Source organism: Streptomyces sp. NPDC002888 (genome assembly GCF_042888465.1).
Taxonomy (GTDB): domain Bacteria; phylum Actinomycetota; class Actinomycetes; order Streptomycetales; family Streptomycetaceae; genus Streptomyces.
The window spans coordinates 308,398-331,040 of sequence record NZ_JBIAPU010000007.1; the positions used below are offsets into that span (position 1 = coordinate 308,398).

Annotated in this window: 19 protein-coding genes; 4 read left to right on the plus strand and 15 right to left on the minus strand. The window is 70.1% G+C overall.

The window, feature by feature from the left end; genetic code table 11:
* Positions 1 to 72 precede the first annotated feature (72 nt).
* Together ACFYWX_RS14650 and ACFYWX_RS14655 are read left to right on the plus strand one after the other, a co-directional pair.
* A complete protein-coding gene (locus ACFYWX_RS14650; RefSeq protein ID WP_389424355.1) occupies positions 73 to 885 on the plus strand; it encodes a thioredoxin domain-containing protein in 813 nt (270 codons plus the stop codon).
* Between the two features lie 107 nt (positions 886 to 992).
* Entirely contained in the window at positions 993 to 2,663 is a 1,671-nt protein-coding gene (locus ACFYWX_RS14655; protein ID WP_389424356.1) for an alkaline phosphatase D family protein, read from the plus strand.
* An 8-nt stretch (positions 2,664 to 2,671) separates the two neighbouring features.
* Here ACFYWX_RS14655 and ACFYWX_RS14660 read toward each other — a convergent pair whose 3' ends face one another.
* Positions 2,672 to 3,241, minus strand: a complete 570-nt coding sequence (locus tag ACFYWX_RS14660) for a dienelactone hydrolase family protein (protein ID WP_389424357.1) — start codon at positions 3,239 to 3,241, stop codon at positions 2,672 to 2,674.
* 117 nt (positions 3,242 to 3,358) lie between these two features.
* Between ACFYWX_RS14660 and ACFYWX_RS14665 the strand changes: the two genes are divergently transcribed.
* Complete coding sequence (locus ACFYWX_RS14665) at positions 3,359 to 4,519, plus strand: mechanosensitive ion channel family protein (RefSeq protein WP_389424358.1); 1,161 nt, start codon at positions 3,359 to 3,361, stop codon at positions 4,517 to 4,519.
* A gap of 201 nt (positions 4,520 to 4,720) precedes the next feature.
* Here ACFYWX_RS14665 and ACFYWX_RS14670 read toward each other — a convergent pair whose 3' ends face one another.
* The 5 genes from ACFYWX_RS14670 to ACFYWX_RS14690 all read right to left on the minus strand — a co-directional run bounded on the left by ACFYWX_RS14670 (position 4,721) and on the right by ACFYWX_RS14690 (position 9,696).
* Positions 4,721 to 6,307 (minus strand): Na+/H+ antiporter, encoded by a 1,587-nt coding sequence (locus ACFYWX_RS14670; protein ID WP_389424359.1) that lies wholly within the window; start codon positions 6,305 to 6,307, stop codon positions 4,721 to 4,723.
* An 82-nt stretch (positions 6,308 to 6,389) separates the two neighbouring features.
* Entirely contained in the window at positions 6,390 to 6,860 is a 471-nt protein-coding gene (locus ACFYWX_RS14675; protein ID WP_389424360.1) for a GNAT family N-acetyltransferase, read from the minus strand.
* Entirely contained in the window at positions 6,857 to 7,801 is a 945-nt protein-coding gene (locus ACFYWX_RS14680; RefSeq protein ID WP_389424361.1) for an RluA family pseudouridine synthase, read from the minus strand. Before ACFYWX_RS14680 ends, ACFYWX_RS14675 begins: the two co-directional genes overlap by 4 nt.
* Before the next feature lie 82 nt (positions 7,802 to 7,883).
* Positions 7,884 to 8,582, minus strand: a complete 699-nt coding sequence (gene lspA / locus ACFYWX_RS14685; protein WP_389424362.1) for a signal peptidase II — start codon at positions 8,580 to 8,582, stop codon at positions 7,884 to 7,886.
* 79 nt (positions 8,583 to 8,661) lie between these two features.
* On the minus strand, positions 8,662 to 9,696 hold the full coding sequence (locus tag ACFYWX_RS14690) for a TraR/DksA family transcriptional regulator (RefSeq protein WP_389424410.1): 1,035 nt from the start codon (positions 9,694 to 9,696) through the stop codon (positions 8,662 to 8,664).
* Between the two features lie 879 nt (positions 9,697 to 10,575).
* On the opposite strand from ACFYWX_RS14690, the gene ileS reads away from it, so the two are divergent.
* Positions 10,576 to 13,761, plus strand: a complete 3,186-nt coding sequence (gene ileS / locus ACFYWX_RS14695) for an isoleucine--tRNA ligase (protein ID WP_389424363.1) — start codon at positions 10,576 to 10,578, stop codon at positions 13,759 to 13,761.
* Between the two features lie 192 nt (positions 13,762 to 13,953).
* On the opposite strand, the gene ACFYWX_RS14700 is transcribed toward ileS, so the two are convergent.
* From ACFYWX_RS14700 to ftsW, 9 genes are all read right to left on the minus strand, one after another.
* A complete protein-coding gene (locus ACFYWX_RS14700) occupies positions 13,954 to 15,186 on the minus strand; it encodes a DivIVA domain-containing protein (protein ID WP_389424364.1) in 1,233 nt (410 codons plus the stop codon).
* Between the two features lie 54 nt (positions 15,187 to 15,240).
* A complete protein-coding gene (locus tag ACFYWX_RS14705; protein WP_133926931.1) occupies positions 15,241 to 15,525 on the minus strand; it encodes a YggT family protein in 285 nt (94 codons plus the stop codon).
* Between the two features lie 74 nt (positions 15,526 to 15,599).
* Complete coding sequence (locus ACFYWX_RS14710) at positions 15,600 to 16,241, minus strand: cell division protein SepF (RefSeq protein ID WP_389424365.1); 642 nt, start codon at positions 16,239 to 16,241, stop codon at positions 15,600 to 15,602.
* Between the two features lie 128 nt (positions 16,242 to 16,369).
* Complete coding sequence (locus ACFYWX_RS14715; protein ID WP_389424366.1) at positions 16,370 to 17,089, minus strand: YggS family pyridoxal phosphate-dependent enzyme; 720 nt, start codon at positions 17,087 to 17,089, stop codon at positions 16,370 to 16,372.
* Between the two features lie 6 nt (positions 17,090 to 17,095).
* Positions 17,096 to 17,824 (minus strand): peptidoglycan editing factor PgeF, encoded by a 729-nt coding sequence (pgeF, locus tag ACFYWX_RS14720; protein ID WP_389424367.1) that lies wholly within the window; start codon positions 17,822 to 17,824, stop codon positions 17,096 to 17,098.
* Positions 17,821 to 19,014, minus strand: a complete 1,194-nt coding sequence (gene ftsZ / locus ACFYWX_RS14725) for a cell division protein FtsZ (protein WP_389424368.1) — start codon at positions 19,012 to 19,014, stop codon at positions 17,821 to 17,823. The genes pgeF and ftsZ overlap by 4 nt, the downstream gene beginning before the upstream one ends.
* A 287-nt stretch (positions 19,015 to 19,301) precedes the next feature.
* A complete protein-coding gene (locus tag ACFYWX_RS14730) occupies positions 19,302 to 20,096 on the minus strand; it encodes a cell division protein FtsQ/DivIB (protein ID WP_389424369.1) in 795 nt (264 codons plus the stop codon).
* A gap of 26 nt (positions 20,097 to 20,122) precedes the next feature.
* Positions 20,123 to 21,211, minus strand: a complete 1,089-nt coding sequence (gene murG, locus ACFYWX_RS14735) for an undecaprenyldiphospho-muramoylpentapeptide beta-N-acetylglucosaminyltransferase (RefSeq protein ID WP_389424370.1) — start codon at positions 21,209 to 21,211, stop codon at positions 20,123 to 20,125.
* Between the two features lie 6 nt (positions 21,212 to 21,217).
* Positions 21,218 to 22,579: a putative lipid II flippase FtsW gene (gene ftsW, locus ACFYWX_RS14740; protein WP_389424371.1), complete on the minus strand. Its 1,362-nt coding sequence runs from the start codon at positions 22,577 to 22,579 to the stop codon at positions 21,218 to 21,220.
* Between the last annotated feature and the right edge of the window lie 64 nt (positions 22,580 to 22,643).

Below are 22,643 nucleotides of genomic sequence, written 5' to 3' on the forward strand. Positions count from 1 at the left end.
GCCCCCTGAGCACCACAAGTCCCCCTTACCCATCCCGCACACGACTGTGCGTTCCCTACGGAGATCATCACCATGAGCAAGCGGAACAGCCAGGCCGCGAAGAGCGCCGCCCGGGATCGGCTGCGCCAGGAGCGCGAGCGCCAGGCCAAGCGCGACAAGATCAAGCGTCAGGTCATCGTGGCCGCCTCCCTGGTCGGCGTCCTCGCGATAGCCGGCGGCATCAGCTACGCCGTCGTCCAGGGCAACAAGCCCGGCTACTGGGAGGCCGCGAAGGACGACAAGCTCGTCAAGCCGGCCAACACCACCGGCACCGACGGCACGACCGTCGTCGTCGGCAAGAGCACCGCCAAGAAGACCCTCGTGATGTACGAGGACCCGCGCTGCCCGATCTGCGCCCAGTTCGAGCAGACCGTCGGCTCCACGGTGGACAAGGACCTCGACGAGGGCAAGTTCAAGATCCAGTACGTCGGCGCCACCTTCCTCGACAACGGCCTGGGCGGCGAGGGCTCCAAGAACGCCCTCAGCGCCCTGGGCGCGGCGCTCAACGTCAGCTCCGAGGCGTTCCTGGAGTACAAGACCGCGCTGTACTCCACGAAGTGGCACCCCGCGGAGGACGACGACAAGTTCAAGGACGACGCCTACCTGATCAAGGTGGCGGACACGGTCTCCGCGCTGAAGGGCAACGCGGCCTTCCAGAAGGCCGTGAAGGACGGCACCTACGACAAGTGGGCGCTGGAGATGTCCAAGACCTTCGACGACAGCGGTGTCAAGGGCACCCCGACGCTGAAGATGGACGACAAGACGCTGACCGCCCCCGGCAGCAAGAACGCGCCGATGACGGTCGCCGACTTCAACACCGCGCTCGAGGCGGCCCTCAAGGGCTGAGCCGAGCCGGCGCCGGTCGGGCCTGAGCCGACCTCCAGCCGAAGAGCGGGCGAACTTTTGCCAGTTCGCCCGCTCTTTTGTCGTACTGGTCAGTAATCTGATCGCCCGTGACCAGACGACACAGATCATCCGAGAGCGCTCACCCGGCCAACTCCTTTGCGCCGCGCCGCCGTACGGTCGTCAAGGCCGCGGCCGCCACCGCGGTCCTCGCCGGCCCCCTCGCCGCCGCGCTGCCCGCCCGGGCGGCCGCCGACACCCCCGCCTTCCTGCACGGCCTCGCCTCCGGCGACCCGTTGCCCGACGGTGTTCTGCTGTGGACCCGGGTGACGCCGACAGCCGAGGCGACACCTGGCTCGGGGCTCGGCCCGGACACCGAGGTCAGCTGGATCGTGGCCAAGGACAAGGCGCTGACGAACGTGGTCGCCAAGGGCTCCACCACGGCGACCTCCGCCTCCGACCACACCGTCAAGGCCGACATCCGCGGTCTGGCACCGGCCACGGACTACTGGTTCCGCTTCTCGGCCGGCGGCACGGACTCCCCGGTGGCGCGTACCCGCACCGCGCCGGCGGCGGACGCCTCCGTGGCGGGCCTCCGCTTCGGCGTGGTCTCCTGTGCCAACTGGGAGGCCGGTTACTTCTCCGCCTACCGCCATCTCGCCGCGCGCGGCGACCTGGACGCGTGGCTGCACCTGGGTGACTACATCTACGAGTACGGCACCGGCGCGTACGGGACGCGCGGCACCGTCGTACGGCAGCACGCGCCGACCCACGAGATCCTCACGCTCGCCGACTACCGCACCCGGCACGCCAAGTACAAGACCGACCCGGACCTCCAGGCCCTGCACGCGAAGGCTCCCGTCATCGCGATCTGGGACGACCACGAGTTCGCCAACGACGCCTGGTCGGGCGGCGCCGAGAACCACACCGAGGGCGCGGAGGGCATCTGGTCGGCGCGTCAGGCCGCCGCCAAGCAGGCGTACTTCGAGTGGATGCCGGTCCGCCCGGCCGTCGCGGGCACCACCTACCGCCGGCTGCGCTTCGGCAAGCTCGCCGACCTGTCGCTGCTCGACCTGCGTTCCTACCGCTCGCAGCAGGTCTCGGTCGGCAACGGCTCGGTCGACGACCCGGACCGTACGCTCACCGGGCGCGCCCAACTCGACTGGCTGAAGGCGGGCCTGAAGGCGTCCGACACCACCTGGCGGCTGGTGGGCAACTCGGTGATGATCTCGCCGTTCGCGATCGGCTCCCTCTCCGCGGACCTGCTGAAGCCCCTCGCCAAGCTGCTGGGGCTGCCGCAGGAGGGCCTGGCCCTCAACACCGACCAGTGGGACGGCTACACCGACGACCGCCGTGAACTCCTGGCCCACCTGCGCTCGAACGCCATCCGCAACACCGTCTTCCTGACCGGCGACATCCACATGGCGTGGGCCAACGACGTGCCGGTGGACGCCGGGACGTACCCGCTGTCGGCGTCGGCCGCCACGGAGTTCGTGGTCACCTCGGTCACCTCGGACAACCTCGACGACATCGTGAAGGTCCCCGAGGGCACGGTCTCCACGATCGCCTCCCCGATCATCCGGGCCGCCAACCGGCATGTGCACTGGGTCGACACCGACCGCCACGGCTACGGCGTCCTGGACATCACCGCGGACCGCGCGCAGATGGACTACTACGTCCTGTCCGACCGCACGAAGGCCTCCGCGACCTCCGCCTGGGCCCGTTCGTACCGCACGCGCAGCGGCACGCAGCAGGTGGAGCGGACGTACGACCCCGTGTAGCCCGTCTGTCAGAGGGTCTCGAGGAAGCCGAGCGCCACCCGCCAGGTGGCCTCGGCGGCCTCCTCGTCGTAATCCGGCAGGTCGGGGTCGGTGTACAGGTGCCCGGCCCCGGCATACCGGTAGACCTCCACGTCGGCGCCCGCTCTGCCCATCTGGAGATACCAGGCACTCAGCCAGTCGTCCGTCTCGAACGGGTCGGGCTCGGCGACGTGCAGCTGGACCGGCAGGTCGTCGACCGAGGTGTTCGGCGCGAGGTCCGAGGTGCCGTGCAGGAGCAGCAGTCCACGCGCCTTCTCGTCGCCGAGCGCGAGGGTCTGCGCGATGGAGGCACCGAGCGAGAACCCCGCGTACACGAGCCCTCGCTCCGAGTAGGGGGCAGCGGCCAGGACGGCCCGCCTGAGCAGTTCGTCCTTGCCGATCGCCGTGTTGAAGGCCATGCCTTCCTCGACCGTGTCGAACGTGCGTCCCTCGAAGAGGTCCGGAGTCCACACCTCGTGCCCGGCGGAACGCAGCCGGTCCGCCGCCGCGCGCACCGCGGGGCGCAGTCCATGGGTCGAGTGGAAGAGCATGATGTTCATGAGGCCATGGTGCCAGCCGGCACCGACAACGCCGTTCGGCACCCACAACGCCGATCGTGGCCCTCTTCACAGAAGCCACATGTTCACGGGCCCGCTCGGCCGGTTACGTTCGAAGGCATGGAGAATCTGCTCCGCCCCGTGATCGTGATCGGCGGTTCGGTCGTCCTGACGCTGTTCATCGGCTGGGCCACCGACCGTCTGCTGTGCAAGGCCGACAACCGGCACCCGGAGACGCCCCTGTGGGGGCTGCTGCGCCGGGGCCGCATCCCGTACCAGCTCGTGCTGTGCGCGGCGCTGCTGAGAGGGTCCTACGACCAGGTCCACGTGCTTCAGGACCACCGGGTCGGCATCGGCCGGACCCTGACGCTGGTGCTGATCGGGTCGGCCGCGTGGCTGGTGATCCGGATCGCGGGGGCGGTCGTCGAGACGTCGTACACGCGGTACGCGCGCATGCACCGCGACCCGGCCCGGGTCAGGCGCGTGCGGACCCAGGTGACGCTTATCATGCGGGTGGTCTCCGCCGTCGTGGGCGTGGTGGCGTCGGCCGCGATGCTGCTGACGTTCCCCGCGTTCCGGGCGGCGGGTGCCTCGCTGCTGGCCTCGGCCGGCGTCCTCGGCATCGTCGCCGGTGTGGCCGCCCAGTCCACGCTGAGCAACCTGTTCGCCGGGCTGCAGATCGCCTTCGGCGACATGGTGCGCATCGGCGACACGGTCGTGGTGGACGGCGAGTGGGGCACCGTCGAGGAGATCACGCTGACCTTCCTGACGGTGCGGACATGGGACGAGCGCCGGATCACCATGCCGGTCTCGTACTTCACCTCGAAGCCCTTCGAGAACTGGTCGCGCGGCACCCCGCAGATGACCGGCATCGTCTTCTGGCACCTCGACCACTCGGCGCCGCTGGACGCGATGCGCGACAAGCTGAAGGACATCCTGCGCGAGTGCCCGGCCTGGGACGGCCGTGCCTGCGGTCTCGACGTCACGGACACCACGCCGAACACCCTGCAGGTGCGGGCGCTGGTGACGGCCAAGGACGCGGACGACATCTGGACGGTCCGGGTCACGGTCCGCGAGCGCATGATCCGCTGGCTGTCCGAGGAGCACCCGTACGCGCTGCCCCGCGTCAACACGGCCGACGCGCTCCTGCCGCCGAGCCGAACCAACGGCGACCGGCCAGGCGGCGACCGGACGAACGGTGACCGGACGAACGGCGACCGGTCCCGCGGCGGCTCGTCCCGCGACGGCTCCCGCGAGGGCGCGGTACCGCGCCGCACGTAAGAGCCCCCGCGCACGGGCCGCTGACATGACGTCCACCGGGCGTACCGGCACGCCCGGTGGACGTGCCGCCGACGAGCCGCTCCCGCGGCCGGCGCCGGGGTCGTTCCACCACGGCCGGAAAGCCGCCGACGGCGAACATCCCCCGGGGGAAACGCCCACCCCTCGTCCCACTGAAAACGTGCGCTGCGCGGGTGGGAGATCTCACCGCAGACTACGCACATCAAGGTGCCGAAGCACCCGATCCACGACCTCCGGATCCGCCCCCGCCTCACTCCGCGCCGCCACCACCTCATGCCGCGCGGCACTCAGCATCTCCGCCTGGATCCGCCGAACCCGCTTCAGCCGCCGCACCCGATGCTCATGTGCCTCCCGCCGCTCGTCCTCCCCCATGTCGGGACTGATCCGCAGCCCGATGTCGAACGCGCGCCGCAACATCTGCTCGGACAGCTCCTCCGACAGATCCTCCTCCGCCTCGATCTCCCGCAGCCTGCGCTTCGCAGCCTTCGCCGCCCGCACCGCCAACTCCTTCTCGAACTCCTTCTCCCGATCGGTGTCGGCCTGCACCCCCAGCCGCCGCACCAGCCACGGCAACGTCAGTCCCTGCAACACCAGCGTCGCCATGATCACCCCGAACGCGATGAACACGATCTCGTCCCGGTCGGGAAACGCCGTCCCCGTGTCCGTCTCCAACGGAACCGCCAGCGCCAACGCGACCGAGGCGACCCCCCGCATCCCCGCCCACCACATCACGACGGTCTCCCGCCAGCCCATCGGAATGTCCTCATCGTGGTCCCGCTTGGCGTGCAGCCGCTTGGTCAGCCACGTGGCCGGCAGCAACCACGCCAACCGCACGAACACGACCACCCCCACGATCGCCGCCGCCCACCCGAGCATCTCCCCCCACCGCCCGGACGCCGTCCGGATCGCGTTGTGCAGCTCCAGGCCGATCAGCCCGAACGCCACGCCCGTGACGAGCGTGTCGACGATGTCCCAGAACGTGTGCCCGGCCAGCCGTGTCATCACGTCGTCGGGATCGGTGGCGTACTCGGCGATGAACAACGCGGTGGTGAGCACGGCGAGCACCCCGGACCCGTGGAACTCCTCGGCCATCACGTACGAGGCGTACGGCACCAGCAGGGTCAGCCCGATCTGCAGGGTCGCGTCCCCGAGCAGATCCATCAGCCTGTTGGCGCCCCACCCGAGCCCGAGCCCGACCGCCACCGCCACCACGGCGGACAGCACCAGGTCAAGTCCCGCCCGCCACGGCGAGAAGGTTCCGCTCACCGCGGCGGTGATCGCCACGTGGTACAGCACGATGGCCGTCACGTCGTTGAAGAGCCCCTCGCCCTCCAGGATGGACACCAGCCGACGCGGCAGCCCGAGCTGCCCGGCGACGGCGGTCGCGGCCACGGGGTCGGGTGGCGCGACCAGCGCCCCGAGCGCCACCGCCGCGGCGACGGGCAGCCCCGGCACGATCGCGCTCGCGACGGCGGCCACGCAGAACGTGGTGACGAACACCAGCGCCACGGCCAGCAGGAAGATCGGCCGTTTGTTGGCCGTGAACTGCCGCCAGGACGTGCGCCGTACGGCGGCGTACAGCAGCGGAGGCAGCAGCAGGGGCAGGATCAGGTCCGGGGGGACGCTCACGTTCGGCACGAAGTCGAGCACCGCGAGCACGATCCCGAGCAACGTCATCAGCACCGGTGCCGGCAGCCCGAAACGATCCCCCACCGGGACGCTCACCACGGCCCCGAGCAACAGGACGAACAACAGGGCCAGCTGATCCACGCTCAGCGCTCCGCAGGGTCGACGTCACACAACAGACCCCAAGCCTGCCACGTCCCGCCCGTACCGCCCCCGAACAGAACAGCTAGAGCGCACGCCGCATCGCCCGGTGCGGTATGCCCGCGTCCGGGAACTCCGGCCCGTAGGGCACGTACCCCAACCGCTCGTAGAACCCCAGCGCGTGCGTCTGCGCGTGCAGGTCCACCGCCGTCAGCCCACGCGCGCGGGCCGCCTCCTCGACGGCCCGTACCAGCGCCGCTCCGACGCCCAGCCCACGCGCCGCCTGCGCGACGGCGAGCCGGCCCAGGGACCCCACCGCCGGGTCACCGTCGGTCTTCGCCGCGGCGGCCTCCCCGTACAGCAGCCGAGCGGTGCCGAGCGGCACCCCGTCCTCCCGGATCGCCAGCACGTGCACCGCGTCGGCGTCGTACGCGTCGTACTCGATCTCCTGCGGAACGCCCTGCTCCGCGACGAAGACCTCCTTGCGCACCGCGAAGCACGCCTCCCGGTCGGCGGAGTCCGCGGCGACGCGCACCGCGTACGGGGGCAGGCTCACGCGTACGTCTCCTCGCGGACCTGGTCGAGGGCCTTCTGGAGGTCGGCGGGGTAGTCGCTCTCGAACTCGGCCCACTGGCCGTCCCCGGGGTGCTCGAAGCCCAGCCGCACGGCGTGCAGCCACTGGCGGGTCAGGTGCAGCCGCTTGGCGAGGGTCGGGTCGGCGCCGTAGGTGAGGTCACCGACGCAGGGGTGGCGGTGAGCCGCCATGTGCACGCGGATCTGGTGCGTGCGGCCGGTCTCCAGCTTCACGTCGAGCAGCGAGGCCGCGCGGAACGCCTCGATGAGGTCGTAGTGCGTGACGGACGGCTTGCCCTCGGCCGTGACCGCCCACTTGTAGTCGTGGTGGGGGTGGCGGCCGATGGGCGCGTCGATGGTGCCGCTGGTCGGGTCGGGGTGGCCCTGGACGAGCGTGTGGTAGCGCTTGTCGACCGTGCGCTCCTTGAACTGGCGCTTCAGCGACGTGTACGCGTACTCGGACTTGGCGACGACCATCAGGCCGGAGGTGCCCACGTCGAGGCGGTGCACGATGCCCTGGCGCTCGGCGGCGCCCGAGGTGGAGATGCGGTACCCGGCGGCGGCCAGCCCGCCGATGACGGTCGGGCCGGTCCAGCCGGGGCTGGGGTGCGCGGCGACGCCGACCGGCTTGACGATCACGACCACGTCATCGTCGTCGTGCACGATCTCCATGCCCTCGACCGGCTCCGCGACGATCTGCACGGGCGCGGGCGCCTGCGGCATCTCGACCTCGAGCCAGGCCCCACCGTGCACCCGCTCGGACTTCCCGACCACCGAGCCGTCGACCGTGACCTTCCCCGCCGCGGCGAGCTCGGCGGCCTTCGTACGGGAGAAGCCGAACATGCGGGAGATGGCGGCGTCGACGCGCTCGCCCTCCAGGCCGTCGGGCACGGGCAGGGTACGGATCTCGGGAATCGTGCTCACCCGTCGAGTATGCCGGACGGGGCCGACAGCCCCGTACGGAGCCTGTGGACAACCCGGGCAACCCGGGCAGCCCCTCGCGGGCTCAGTCCTTGTGGACGGTGCCGTCCGGGTCGAGGCCGCGGAAGGACAGCAGCACGATCAGGATGCCGCCGCAGACGATCGCCGAGTCGGCGAGGTTGAACACCGCGAAGTGCTTCGGCGCGATGAAGTCGACGACCGCGCCCTCGAAGACGCCCGGCGAGCGGAAGATGCGGTCGGTGAGGTTGCCGAGCGCGCCGCCGAGCAGCAGGCCGAGCGCGATCGCCCAGGGCAGGCTGTAGAGCTTGCGGGCGAGCCGGGCGATCACCACGATCACCGCCGCCGCGATCATCGTGAAGATCACGGTGAAGGCCTCGCCGAAGCCGAACGCGGCGCCCGCGTTGCGGATCGCCTCGAACTTCAGCCAGTCCCCGACGATCTCGATCGGCGCGTGGTGCTCCAGCTTGGCGACCACGATCATCTTGCTGACCAGGTCCAGGACGTACGCGAAGGCCGCGACGGCGAAGAGCACGGGGATGCGCCGCTTGCCCCGGGACCGCTCGGCAGGGGTCTCCTGCGCCTCGGCACCGTTCGTCGCCGACGTCCCGTCGGAACCGCTGGTGCCGGAACCGCCGGCCGGGGCCGCCGTCCCCTCGGCGTCGGACCGCTCGCCCGACGCGGCGTCGTCACCGGGCTGCTCCTGATCGGCCCGCGCCGCGTCCGGGGTGTCCGGCGTACCGATGATGCGCTCCGCCTCTGCCACGTGAGTCCCTCAACCTAGGTGCCTGACTGAGGACGAGGGTACGGCACGCCCCGCGCGAGGACTCGCCGGATACCGCAGGTCAGTACCGGCGCTCCTGCTTCTGCTTGCACTCGACGCACAGCGTGGCCCGCGGGAAGGCCTGCATCCGGGCCTTGCCGATGGGGTTGCCGCAGTTCTCGCACAGGCCGTAGGTGCCCGCGTCCAGCCGTTCCAGGGCTCGCTCGGTCTGGATCAGCATCTCGCGCGCGTTGGCGGCCAGCGCCATCTCGTGCTCGCGCGTGATGTTCTTGGTGCCGGTGTCCGCCTGGTCGTCGCCCGCGCCGTCACCGGAGTCACGCATGAGGCCCACCAGGGACGCCTCGGACGAGGCGATCTCCTCGCGCAGCCGCTTCCCCTCGGACAGCAGCTCGGTCCGCGCCTCCTCGACCTCCTCCGGCGTCCAGGGGTCCTCACCGGGGCGCACCGCGAGCTCGCCCGGCTCCACCGCGGCGACCCGTGCCTTGGGTACCGCGCTCTGCGCCGCCGTGGCCGTGCCAGGAGTCTTCTTCGCAACCACGTTCGTGGCTCCCGTCTGCTTCGCGGCCTGGGCCGCGCCCACTTTCTTGGACGTGCTCTTCTTGGCCGCACCCTTCGTGGAGCCGCCCTTGCCCGCACCGCCCTTCCCAACGGCACCCTTCACCCCGACTGCCGCACCCGCTGTGGCGACCTCTTCCCCGCCGGCCGCCTTCAAAGCCCCGGCCCTCTTCCCGGCCGCCTTCGCCGCGCCGGCCTTCTTCCCGGCCACCGCCTTCTCCTCCACGACCTCGACGGCCGCCCGCTTCCCGGCGGTGGTGGCCTTCCTGCCGGCCACCTTCTTCGCGGTCACCTTCTTCGCGGCGGCTTTCGTGGCGGCGGGTGTCTTCGTAGCGGAGGTCTTGGCAGGGGCTGCCTTCTTCGCAGCCGTCTTCCCCGCAGCCGTCTTCCCCGCAGCCGTCTTCCCCGCAGCCGTCTTCCCCGCAGCCGTCTTCCCCGCAGCCGTCTTCCCCGCAGCCGTCTCCGTCGTGGCCGTCTCCGTCGTGGCCGTCTCCGTCGTGGCCGTCTCCGTCGTGGCCGTCTCCGTCGTGGCCGTCTCCATCGTGGCCTTCTTGACAGCCGCAGCCGCCTTCTTGCCCGTCGCCTTCCCGGCCGCCGACTCCCGCGCGGCCCCGGCGGCAGCCGACCGCACCGCCCGCACGCTCTTCACCGGCGTCGCCGGCTCCGCCTCACGAGCCGCACGCGCCCCACGAGCCACCCCGGTACCTGCCTGGGTGCTCTTCTTCCCGTCCACATCCTTCGCCGCACCGCCGGAGGCCTTGGCACGCGTGGACCTGCCCGACGCCGACTGCTGTACGGCGGTCTTCTTACCCACCATGCCGCGGCCCCTTCACATATTGTGATCTTGCTCGCGAATCGTGCTGGGACGATAAATCGACTTGAGTCCCGCGGCAACGGGGCACGCCGCCCGATTCGCCCGCCCCGCGAGTGCCACGCGACAAGCCTGCCTGCGTTGTGCCCAGCTCCCCGCCGGGTAATCCGACGAGCTCACGGTCCCAGCATCCGAACAGGCGTACCGCTCCATTCGGGGCACCCCGCCTCCCGCACGCCCGGCGGCCCGGGCCCCGAAAAACCGGTCCCCCCGTGTCCGCGCGGCGCCGTACACTGGGCGGAGCGAAAAAGCGTGGATGGGGACGAGTAGCGCCGTACGCAGCCCAGAGCGACCCGGGGACGGTGGAAGCCCGGGGGCGAGCGCGACGTGAAGATCACCCCGGAGCCGCCGGAGGAAAGCCACGGCTGATCGGCCAAGGCGAGTAGAACCGGCATCGCGACCCCAATGAGGGGGCTCACCGGTGCGCAGGGCACCCGGGCGAGCCAAGGAGGGTGGTACCGCGGGAGCGCGCCGCACATGGCGTAGACAGGAAAGAAAGCTCTCGTCCCTCCGACGGAAGGCAGCAAGTCCGCCGGAGGAAGCTCGCTGATGACAACGCCGACGTACCGCCAGGTGCCCGCCCAGGTCGACCTGCCCGCGCTCGAGCACGCGGTGCTCGACTTCTGGCGCGAGCAGAAGATCTTCGCCAAGAGCCTGGAGCAGTCCGAGGGCCGCCCCGAGTGGGTGTTCTACGAGGGCCCGCCCACCGCCAACGGCATGCCCGGCGCCCACCACATCGAGGCCCGCGTCTTCAAGGACGTCTTCCCCCGCTTCCGCACCATGCGCGGCTACCACGTAGCCCGCAAGGCCGGCTGGGACTGCCACGGCCTCCCGGTGGAGCTCGCGGTCGAGAAGGAACTCGGCTTCAGCGGCAAGAAGGACATCGAGGCGTACGGCATCGCCGAGTTCAACGCCAGGTGCCGCGACTCCGTACTGCGCCACACCGACGCCTTCGAAGAGCTCACGACCCGCATGGGCTACTGGGTCGACCTCGAAGAGGCCTACGTCACGATGGACCCCGAGTACATCGAGTCGGTCTGGTGGTCGCTCAAGGAGATCTTCAACAAGGGCCTGCTGGTCCAGGACCACCGCGTCGCCCCCTGGTGCCCGCGCTGCGGCACCGGCCTGTCCGACCACGAGCTGGCGCAGGGCTACGAGACGGTCGTCGACCCGTCCGTGTACGTCCGTTTCCCGCTCACCTCCGGTCCGCTCGCGGGCGAGGCCGCGCTCCTGGTGTGGACGACGACCCCGTGGACGCTGGTCTCCAACACGGCCGTCGCCGCGCACCCCGAGGTCACCTACGTCGTCGCGACGAACGGCGAGGAGAAGCTCGTCGTCGCCGAGCCGCTCGTCGGCAAGGCGCTCGGCGAGGGCTTCGAGCCCACCGGCCAGACCTTCACCGGCGCCGAAATGGAGCGCTGGACCTATCAACGTCCGTTCGAGCTCGTGGAGTTCCCGAGCGTCGGCGAGGGAACCAACGGGCACAGCCCCGAAGCGGCCCACTTCGTGGTGAACGCCGACTACGTCACGACCGAGGACGGTACGGGTCTGGTCCACCAGTCCCCCGCTTTCGGCGAGGACGACCTCAGGGTCTGCCGCGCCTACGGCCTGCCGGTCGTGAACCCCGTCCGCCCCGACGGCACCTTCGAGGAGGACGTCCCGCTGGTCGGCGGCGTCTTCTTCAAGAAGGCGGACGAGGCGCTCACGGACGACCTGAACAACCGCGGCCTGCTCTTCAAGCACCTGCCGTACGAGCACAGCTACCCGCACTGCTGGCGCTGCCACACCGCGCTCCTCTACTACGCACAGCCGTCCTGGTACATCCGCACCACCGCCATCAAGGACCGCCTCCTCCAGGAGAACGAGAACACCAACTGGTTCCCGGAGAACGTCAAGAACGGCCGGTACGGCGACTGGCTCAACAACAACATCGACTGGGCCCTGTCCCGCAACCGCTACTGGGGCACCCCGCTGCCGATCTGGCGCTGCGAGGACGACCACCTCACCGTCGCCGGCTCCCGCGCGGAGCTGACCGAACTGACCGGCACCGACCAGTCCGAGCTGGACCCGCACCGCCCGTTCATCGACGACGTCACCTTCGCCTGCCCGAAGTGCCGCAAGACGGCCACGCGCGTGCCCGAGGTCATCGACGCCTGGTACGACTCGGGTTCGATGCCGTTCGCGCAGTGGGGCTACCCGTACAAGAACAAGGAACTCTTCGAGTCCCGCTACCCGGCGCAGTTCATCAGCGAGGCCATCGACCAGACCCGCGGCTGGTTCTACACGCTGATGGCGGTCGGCACCCTGGTCTTCGACAAGACGTCGTACGAGAACGTCGTGTGCCTCGGCCACATCCTCGCCGAGGACGGCCGCAAGATGTCCAAGCACCTGGGCAACATCCTGCAGCCGATCCCGCTCATGGACCAGCACGGCGCCGACGCGGTCCGCTGGTTCATGGCGGCCGGCGGCTCCCCCTGGGCGGCCCGCCGCGTCGGCCACGGCACGATCCAGGAGGTCGTCCGCAAGACGCTCCTCACCTACTGGAACACCGTCGCCTTCCAGGCCCTGTACGCACGCACGTCCGGCTGGGCCCCGTCCGAGGCGGACCCCGCCCCGGCCGACCGCCCGCTGCTGGACCGCTGGCTGCTGTCCGAACTGCACGCGCTGGCCGACCAGGTCACCCAGTCCCTGGAGGCCTACGACACCCAGCGCGCCGGCAAGCTGCTGTCGGCGTTCGTCGACGACCTTTCCAACTGGTACGTGCGTCGCTCACGGCGCCGCTTCTGGCAGGGCGACAAGGCGGCGCTGCGCACCCTGCACGAGGTCGTCGAGACGGTCACCAAGCTGATGGCCCCGCTGACCCCGTTCATCACCGAGCGGGTCTGGCAGGACATGATCGTGCCGGTCACCCCGGGCGCCCCGGAGTCGGTGCACCTGTCGGCCTGGCCCGAGGCGGACCTGTCCGCGATCGACCCGGAACTGTCGAGGCAGATGGTGCTGGTGCGTCGCCTGGTGGAGCTGGGCCGTGCCACGCGCGCGGAGTCGGGTGTGAAGACCCGCCAGCCCCTGCGGCGCGCCCTGGTCGCGGCCACCGGCTTCGCCGCCCTCTCCCCCGAACTGCACACGCAGATCACGGAGGAGCTCAACGTCGAGTCGCTGGCCTCCCTCTCCGAGGTGGGCGGCTCCCTGGTCGACACGACGGCGAAGGCCAACTTCCGCGCCCTGGGCAAGCGGTTCGGCAAGCGCGTCCAGGACGTGGCGAAGGCCGTGGCGAACGCCGACGCGGCGGCGCTGTCCCTGGCCCTGCGCGAGGGCACGGCGTCGGTGGAGGTCGACGGTGAGACGATCACCCTCGCCCCGGACGAGGTGATCATCACGGAGACCCCGCGCGAGGGTTGGTCCGTCGCCTCCGACTCGGGTGCGACCGTCGCCCTGGACCTCGAGATCACGGAGGACCTCCGTCGCGCCGGCCTCGCCCGTGACGCGATCCGCCTGATCCAGGAAGCCCGCAAGAACAGCGGCCTCGACGTCGCCGACCGCATCGCACTGCGCTGGGCCGCGACCGACCCGGCCGTCACCGAGGCACTGACCGAGCACGCGGGCCTGATCGCCGACGAGGTCCTCGCCACGGCCTTCTTGAATGAGCACAGCGCCCAGGGCGACGCGGACGACACCTACGGCACCCCGTTCACCGACGAGGGCCTGACGCTGACGTTCCGCCTGCGCAAGGCGTAGCCGGCAACACGAAGGCCCGGTCTCCCCTCGAGGAGGCCGGGCCTTCGTCGTACCTGATCGTCGCCCCTGGTCAACCGTGTTCGGACGCAACACGCGTAAAAAGGGCGAGGCCCCGGATGAAATTCCGGGGCCTCGCCCTGAACGCTGCCGACGCCTAAGGCGTACTACCAACCGTCAGTGGTACTCCAACCGTCAGTTGTCGTCCTCGTCGATCAGGAACCCACGCATCGGCGAGGGAGCCTGGCCCATCGGCGACGGACCCTGCGGCCGCACCGGCGCCATGGGCTGCGTCATCGCGGGCGTCATCTGCTGCTGACCGCCGTAGGACGGGGCGGCGGGACCCGGCGCACCACCCATGCCCTGGTTGCCGCCGTACGACGGGGCACTGGCGCCGGCCGGAGCCATGGAAGGCGCCGGGGACGGCGGCAGAGAGGCCGTGGCCGGGGTGCGCGGCGGGGCGAGCGAGTCGTCGGCCTGGGTCTCCAGCTGGCGCAGCTGGGACTCGAGGTACGACTTCAGGCGCGTACGGTACTCGCGCTCGAAGCCGCGCAGGTCCTCGACCTTGCGCTCCAGCGTGGCACGGGCGGACTCCAGGGAGCCCATGGCGACGCGGTGCTTCTCCTGTGCGTCCCGCTCCAGGGCGTCGGCCTTGGCACGGGCGTCACGCTCGAGGCCCTCGGCACGCGAACGCGCCTCGCCCACGATCTTGTTGGCTTCGGAGCGGGCCTCGGCGATCGCCTGGTCGGCGGTCTGCTGGGCCAGCGAGAGGACACGGGCGGCGCTGTCGCCACCGGGACCCTGACCGGGGCCGCCCATCGGACCGCCCATGGGGCCGCCCATCGGGCCACCCATCTGCTGCTGCATCGGGGGCTGGCCACCCATCGGGCCCTGACCCATGGGGCCCTGACCCATCGGACCCTGACCCATCGGGCCGGGACCCTGAGGACCGCCCTGACCACCGCCGGGACCGGCGGGCAGCTGCGGGGCACCGCTCGGCAGCTGGGGCGGGCCACCCATGGGGCCACCCATCTGCTGCTGCGGCGGGCCCGATATGCCGGCGGGCACAGGAGCGCCGGGACCTCGCATGCCCTGCTGAGGCATACCACCCTGCTGGCCCATACCGCCCTGCTGGGGCATACCACCTTGCTGAGGCATACCGCCCTGCTGGGGCATACCACCCTGCTGAGGCATGCCGCCCTGCTGTTGATCCTGCTCCGGGGGCTTGCGCATGTTCTGCTGGTTCTGGGCAGCAGCGCGCGTGGCCGCGGCCAGTTTGGCGCGCAGGTCCTCGTTCTCGCGGAGCAGGCGGGTCAGTTCGGCTTCGACCTCGTCGAGGAAGGCATCGACCTCATCCTCGTCATAGCCTTCTCGGAGGCGGACGGTCGTGAACTGCTTGTTCCGCACGTCCTCGGGGGTCAACGGCATCTCTTCACCTCAACGTAGTCGTCGGCATTCGGCAAGACGGTAGTTCACATCGACTCACACCTGGCTCACGATCGAGATCAGGATGTAGACGATGATCATCAGTACGAAGAAGGACAGGTCGAGCGCCACGCCCCCGAGACGCAGCGGCGGGATCACCCGCCGCAGAAGCTTGAGCGGTGGGTCGGTGACAGTGTAGGTGGCCTCCAGAACGACCACCATCGCCTTGCCGGGTTGCCACGAACGGGCGAACTGGAAGACGTAGTCCATGACCAACCGGAAGATGAGCACGATGAGGAACACCATCAGCGCGATGTAGATGACATCCAGGACCACGCTCATGATCGGTGTTTCCCTCTCCCCTGCTCACGTACTGCCGTCTTGCTGCCGTGTACTGCTGTTTCCAGTCGTGCGTCTCAGCTCTGGTTGAAGAACCCGCCCTCTGCGATGCGGGCCTTGTCCTCCGCCGTGACATCGACGTTAGCAGGCGACAACAGGAACACCTTCTGCGTCACCCGCTCGATACTGCCGTGAAGACCAAACACCAAACCGGCCGCAAAGTCGACAAGTCGCTTCGCATCTGTGTCGTCCATCTCAGTCAGATTCATGATCACCGGCGTGCCTTCACGGAAGTGTTCCCCGATGGTACGGGCCTCGTTGTAGGTCCGGGGGTGAAGTGTGGTGATCCGGTACGGCTCTCGTTCCGACACGACCTTGGGCATGATCACCGGTGCGTTCTTCTCCAGGCTTGCGCGTTCTTGTGTGATGGATGCCACGGGCGCGATGCGCACCGGGCGCCCGGATTCCGCGGCGAGCGAAGCGGAATGGGGCACCGGGTCGCGCGGCATCGAAGGCTGTACCACTCGCACCGGTTCGTCCCTTTGGGACTGGTGTGCACTGTGCGACTGGTGAGACGGCTCATGCCGTCGGTGGTCCCGCTCGAGTTCCGGGTCCAGTTCGGGTTCGAAGTCGTCGTCCGGGTCAAAACCTCGGCCGTCGTACCCATCGTCCTCCACGAGGCCGAGGTAGACCGCCATCTTGCGCATCGCGCCGGCCATGCTCTTGGTCCTCCGCTCTGTGGTGGATCGGCTGACGACTACCAAGTCCCGCGATCCACGTGGCCCTTAAGTCCGCCTTTCGACGGTAATGACCATATTTTCTGCTGTGGTCCGACTTCTTGGCGACGTTACCCGAGCCTGGGGCGGACTCCGAGTACCGCGGTGCCGATGCGCACATGTGTCGCTCCGGCCGCCACAGCCTGCTCGAGGTCCGCACTCATCCCTGCCGACACCATGTTCGCAGCCGGATGGGTCCGGCGCAGGTCGGTCGACAAATCCACCAGTCGCTCGAAGGCCGCCTGTTGGCGTCCCGCGTACTCACCGGTGAGGGGCGCGACCGTCATCAGTCCGTCGAGCCGCAACCCCGGAGCCCCGGCCACGAGGTCGGCCAACTCCGCGATGCCGCCGGGCGCCACGCCACCCCGCTCACCCCGCGCGCTCTCGCCGGCGTCGAGTGCGACCTGGAGGAGGCAGCCGACCTCGCGCCCGACCCGTACGGCCTCCTTCGACAGGGCCGTCACCAGCTTGGAGCGATCGACGGACTGCACGACATCCGCATAACCGACCACGGATCGCACCTTGTTGGTCTGCAACTGGCCGACGAAATGCCAGGCAAGGGGCAGATCCGAGCATGCGGCGGCCTTCGGCGCCGCGTCCTGGTCGCGGTTCTCGGCGACGTGCCGCACACCGAGTTCGGACAGGGCCCGCACATCGCTCGCCGGGTAGGTCTTGGTGACCACGATGAGGGTCACTTCTTCTCGCTTGCGACCGGCGGCCGCGCACGCGGCGGCGATCCGCTGCTCGACTTGCGCCAGGTTTCCGGCGAGTTCGCCCTTACGGTCCGTCATGTCCCATCAGCCCAGCCAGACATATCCCGCGAGTCGCCCCGTGGCGCGGTCGCGGCGGTAGGAGAAGTGATCATCCGACTCCAGTGTGCACACCGGCGACTGCTCCCGGTCGCGCACCCCGAGCCGGTCGAGCTGCGCGTGCACTCCGGCGGCGACGTCCACGGCGGGCGTGCCCCGCCTCGTCACGGCGTGCGCCGCCGGTTCGACGGCGACGACCTCGGCGCGCATCGCCTCCGGCACCTCGTAGCACCGGCCGCAGACGGCGGGTCCGGTGCGGGCGACGATCCGGGACGGGTCGGCGCCGAGCTTCACCATGGCCCGTACGGCGGCGGGGACGACCCCGGCGACCATGCCGGGCCGGCCGGCGTGGGCCGCGGAGACCACTTCGGCGACCGGGTCGGCCAGCAGGACCGGCACGCAGTCGGCGGTGAGCACGGCGAGGGCGAGTCCGCGCGTGGCCGTCACCAGTGCGTCGACCTGGGGAACAGGATCGGTGCTCCACGGCCCGTCGACCTCGGCGACGTCGTTGCCGTGCACCTGGTTCATCCAGACGACCAGGGTGGGGTCGAGGCCGAGCGACTTCGCGGCCAGTTCCCGGTTGTTCCTTACGGCTTCGGGGTCGTCGCCGACCGCGCCGCCGAGGTTGAGCTCCGCAAACGGAGCGGCGCTCACCCCGCCCCACCGGTCGGTGAAGGCGAAGTGCGCGCCGCTCGCGCTTTCGCGCTGTCCTATCACTTCAGGAAGTCCGGTACGTCCAGCTCCTCGGCCGCGCTGTCATAGGTCCGCGACGGCGGGACCGGCGGGCCGGCCGGGATGTCGGCCACCGGCTCCGGCGCGGGCTCCGGCTCCTCCTTCGGGGTCACGCTGCCGAGCGAGCCGAAGGTCGGGCGGCTCTCGGGCTGCCGGACCGGAGTGGGCTCCTCGCGGCGGGCCGAGGCGGAGGACGAGCCGAGGACGTTGTCCCGCTTGGCGGGCGGCTGGCCCCCGTCGAAGCCGGCCGCGATCACGGTGACCCGGACCTCGTCGCCGAGGGCGTCGTCGATGACCGCGCCGAAGATGATGTTGGCCTCGGGGTGGGCGGCCTCGCTGACCAGCTGGGCGGCCTCGTTGATCTCGAACAGGCCGAGGTCGGAACCGCCGGAGATGGAGAGCAGCACGCCCCGGGCGCCGTCGATGGACGCCTCGAGCAGGGGCGAGGAGATCGCCATCTCGGCCGCGGCCACCGCGCGGTCGTCGCCGCGGGCCGAGCCGATGCCCATGAGGGCCGAACCGGCCTCGGACATGACCGACTTGACGTCGGCGAAGTCGAGGTTGATCAGACCGGGCGTGGTGATCAGGTCGGTGATGCCCTGGACACCGGAGAGCAGAACCTGGTCGGCCGACTTGAAGGCGTCGAGGACGGAGACCTGGCGGTCCGAGATCGACAGCAGCCGGTCGTTGGGGATGACGATGAGGGTGTCGACCTCTTCGCGGAGCTCGGCGATGCCGTCCTCGGCCTGGTTCGCGCGCCGCCGTCCCTCGAAGGTGAACGGGCGCGTGACCACGCCGATGGTGAGGGCGCCGAGGGAGCGGGCGATGTTCGCCACCACGGGGGCGCCGCCGGTGCCGGTGCCGCCGCCTTCACCGGCCGTCACGAAGACCATGTCGGCCCCCTTGAGGACCTCCTCGATCTCCTCGCGGTGGTCCTCGGCGGCCTTGCGGCCCACGGCCGGGTTGGCTCCGGCGCCGAGTCCGCGGGTGAGTTCACGGCCGACGTCGAGCTTGACGTCGGCGTCGCTCATCAACAGCGCCTGCGCGTCGGTGTTGATGGCGATGAACTCGACGCCCTTGAGACCGACCTCGATCATCCGGTTGATGGCATTGACACCACCGCCGCCGACACCGATGACTTTGATGACTGCGAGGTAGTTCTGCGGTGCTGCCACGTCGAAGGCCTCTCGCCTCGAGTTACGGGTCGTCGGATCACAAGAACGCGCTGCGCTTCGCGATGCGACGACTGATGCCGAATGGGACGGTCCGTAGCGCCGACCCGAACCCTAACGCTGAAGTTTAGGGTTACCAGTGTGTCTGTTCCCTGGAGTCTTCTGAACGGACACTAAGTCGACAAGTGGCGCCCGTTCAACGAACACGCCGAACCTCCCGTTTTTCTTTTCACCCTATGTGATCAGCCGTGTCACTGCCCAACCAGGGTGCTGGCCTGCGCGGATGTGCGTCAACTTCCCGATGACGCCGGGGCGGTGGGAACGCTGACGTCGAAGTGTTGCGCATCCGGGGCGGCTTTCATGAGAGCGCTGAGCGTACGGGCCTTGGTGGCACCTTTCTCGCCGCTTCCCCAGTCGACGGTCCGCCCGCCGCTCAACTCCAGCGAGATGTCGTCGTAGGAGCGCACCTTGACGGCCCCGGCCTCCCGCGCGACGGCGGCCGGAAGGGCGCCGGCGACCCGGACGGCCTCGCGCACCAGCCGGTCCTCGCCGAAGCGCCGCAGACTCGCGGTGGCCGAGCCCGACGAGGAGATGGCCAATTCCAACGCGGGCACGCCTTTCGGGGCCTCGGAAACCGTGGCGAAACGGACACCTTCATCGTCCACTTCGATGAACTTTTCGCCTTTTCGGACAATCAGAACCGGAGTGCGCTCGACCACTTTCAGTCCGATTCCATGAGGCCAGGAACGGGTCACGTCAATGGTGTCAATTCGGGGCAATTTCTGGCGCAACCGGGCCTCGATCGCCTCGAGGTCGACGGAAATCAACGGTTCCCCGACCGGGACGTCGGCGGCCTCACGCACCTGCGCCGGGGTCAGGACGCGCGTACCGGAGATGGACACCCGCTCCACGCGCAGCCACTGCGAGCCGTACAACACCCAGACGCTGCCCGCACCCAGGAGGACGAGCGCGATCGCGAAGATGATGATCGTACGAAGCCGGCGCGGCCGGAACCTTCGGACGAGGGGCGGGCCGGACGACTTCTGCTGACGGTCCCCGCGTTCCGCAGTCGTCGGTCCGGCCACGTTCCCAGCCCTTTCGTCACACGTGCCTAACGGCGCGAGGCGATCGCCTCGTACACCATGCCGACGAGCAGGTCGTCGGCGTCCCGGCGGCCGAACTCACCGGCGGCGCGGGACATCTCGTACAGCCGGTGCGGGTCGGCGAGCACCGGCAGGACGTTCCCCCGCACCCAGTCGGGCGTCAGTTCCGCGTCGTCGACGAGGAGGCCGCCGCCGGCCTTCACCACCGGCTGGGCGTTGAGCCGCTGCTCGCCGTTGCCGATGGGCAGCGGAACGTAGGCGGCCGGGAGCCCGACGGCGGAGAGTTCGGCGACGGTCATCGCGCCCGCGCGGCAGAGCATCATGTCGGCCGCGGCGTACGCGAGGTCCATCCGGTCCAGATACGGTACCGGGAGGTAAGGGGGCATTCCCGGCATCTGCTGGACGTGTGGCAGTTCGTTCTTCGGGCCGACCGCATGCAGGATCTGGATCCCGGCCTGCTGGAGCCAGGGGGCGACCTGCTGGACCACCTCGTTGAGGCGGCGGGCGCCCTGGGAGCCGCCGGAGACGAGCAGCGTGGGCAGGTTCGGGTCGAGCCCGAACATCGCGCGGGCCTCGGGGCGGGCGGCGGCCCGGTCGAGCGTGGCGATGGAGCGGCGCAGCGGGATGCCGATGTAGCGGGCGTCACGCAGCTTGCTGTCGGGGGTGGAGACGGCGACCCGGGCGGCGTACCGCGAGCCGATCTTGTTGGCGAGGCCGGGGCGGGCGTTCGCCTCGTGGATCACGATGGGCACACCGAGGCGCTTGGCGGCGAGGTAGCCGGGCAGGGCCACGTACCCGCCGAAGCCGACGACGGCGTCTGCCTTGGTGCGCTCCAGGATCTGCTCGGCGGCCTTGATCGTGCCGCGCAGCCGACCCGGGACGGTGATGAGCTCAGGGGTGGGTTTGCGCGGCAGCGGTACCGCGGGGATCAGCGCGAGCTCGTATCCCCGCTCCGGTACGAGCCGGGTCTCCAGGCCACGCTCCGTGCCCAGGGCTGTGATCCCCACGGTCGGATCCTGCCTGCGCAGGGCGTCCGCGAGGGCGAGCGCGGGCTCGATGTGGCCGGCGGTCCCCCCACCGGCGAGTACGACATGCACCGAAATTCACCGCTCTCCGGACGTGCGCGCCGCCGAGGCACGCCGTCGCATCGTGTTCCATCTCCGAGGCCCCCGGCCGAGCCCGGGGCCTCCCGCCCGCTTTCTACCAAAGCGAGGTTGCCGCATCGCTAGCGCCGCCCGCGCAGCGGGTTCGTCGCGCGCGAAGGCGATCAGCAACCCGATGGCGAACATGGTCGGCAGCAGGGCGGACCCTCCGTAGGAGAACAGCGGGAGGGGGACGCCGGCGATCGGCAGCAGGCCGAGCACCGCACCGACGTTGATCACGGCCTGGGCCGTGATCCAGGTGGTCACGCCTCCCGCGGCATACCTCACGAAGGGGTCCTCCGTGCGTCCGGCCACGCGGATACCCGCATAGCCTAGAGCCGCGAACAGGGCGAGCACCGACAGCGTCCCCGCGAGGCCCAGTTCCTCGCCGGTGACGGCGAAGATGAAGTCGGTGTGGGCTTCAGGGAGTTGGCCCCATTTTTCCACACTCGCGCCGAGCCCCGAACCGAAGATTCCGCCGGAGGCGAGGGCGTAGATGCCGTGCACGGCCTGCCAGCAGTCGGCGCCGCCCGAGCGGGGCTCGGTGGCGCCGATGCAGGCGAGCCGTGCCATGCGGTTCGGGCTGGTCTTGATGAGGATCACGCCGATCAGGGCGGCGACGGACAGCACACCGGCGAACAGCCTGGTCGGGGCGCCGACCAGCCACAGCAGGCCGAACAGGATCGCCGTCAGGATGATCGCCGTTCCCATGTCGCCGCCGAGCATGATCAGCCCGAGCAGCAGGAAGGCGACCGGTACGAGCGGCACCAGCATGTGCTTCCACTGGGTCAGCAGCTTCTTGTCCTGCTTGCGGGCGAGCAGGTCGGCGCCCCACAGCACGAGCGCGAGCTTGCCGAACTCGCTGGGCTGGATCTGGAAGGAGCCGCCGAGCGAGATCCAGTTCTGGTTGCCGTTGACGGCCATCCCTATCCCGGGCACCTGCACCAGGGCCATCAGGAAGACGGCTCCGGCGAGGATCGGGTAGGCCAGCGCCCGGTGCAGCTTCACCGGCATCCGGGAGGCGGTCAGCAGCAGTGCGGTGCCGATGGCGGCGGCCAGGAACTGCTTGCGGAAGAAGAAGGAACCCGGCAGCGACATCTGCAGCGCGGTGATCTGGGAGGCCGAGTAGACCATCACCAGACCGAGCCCGGTGATCAGCAGACTGCCGCCGAGGATCAGGTAGTACGCGGTCAGCGGCCGGTCCCAGGCCTTCCGCGCGCGCGTGTAGAAGGTGCGCAGGGGGTTCTCGCGCGGTGCGCGGGGGGCGGGGGGCCTGGTGACGCGCCGCTGCGCGGGCGGCCGCCCGGTACGGCTACCGGGCATCAGCGGCTCCCGCGCAGCGGTGCACCCGGCCGGGGAGAGGCCGGCACATCCCCGCGTCACCGGC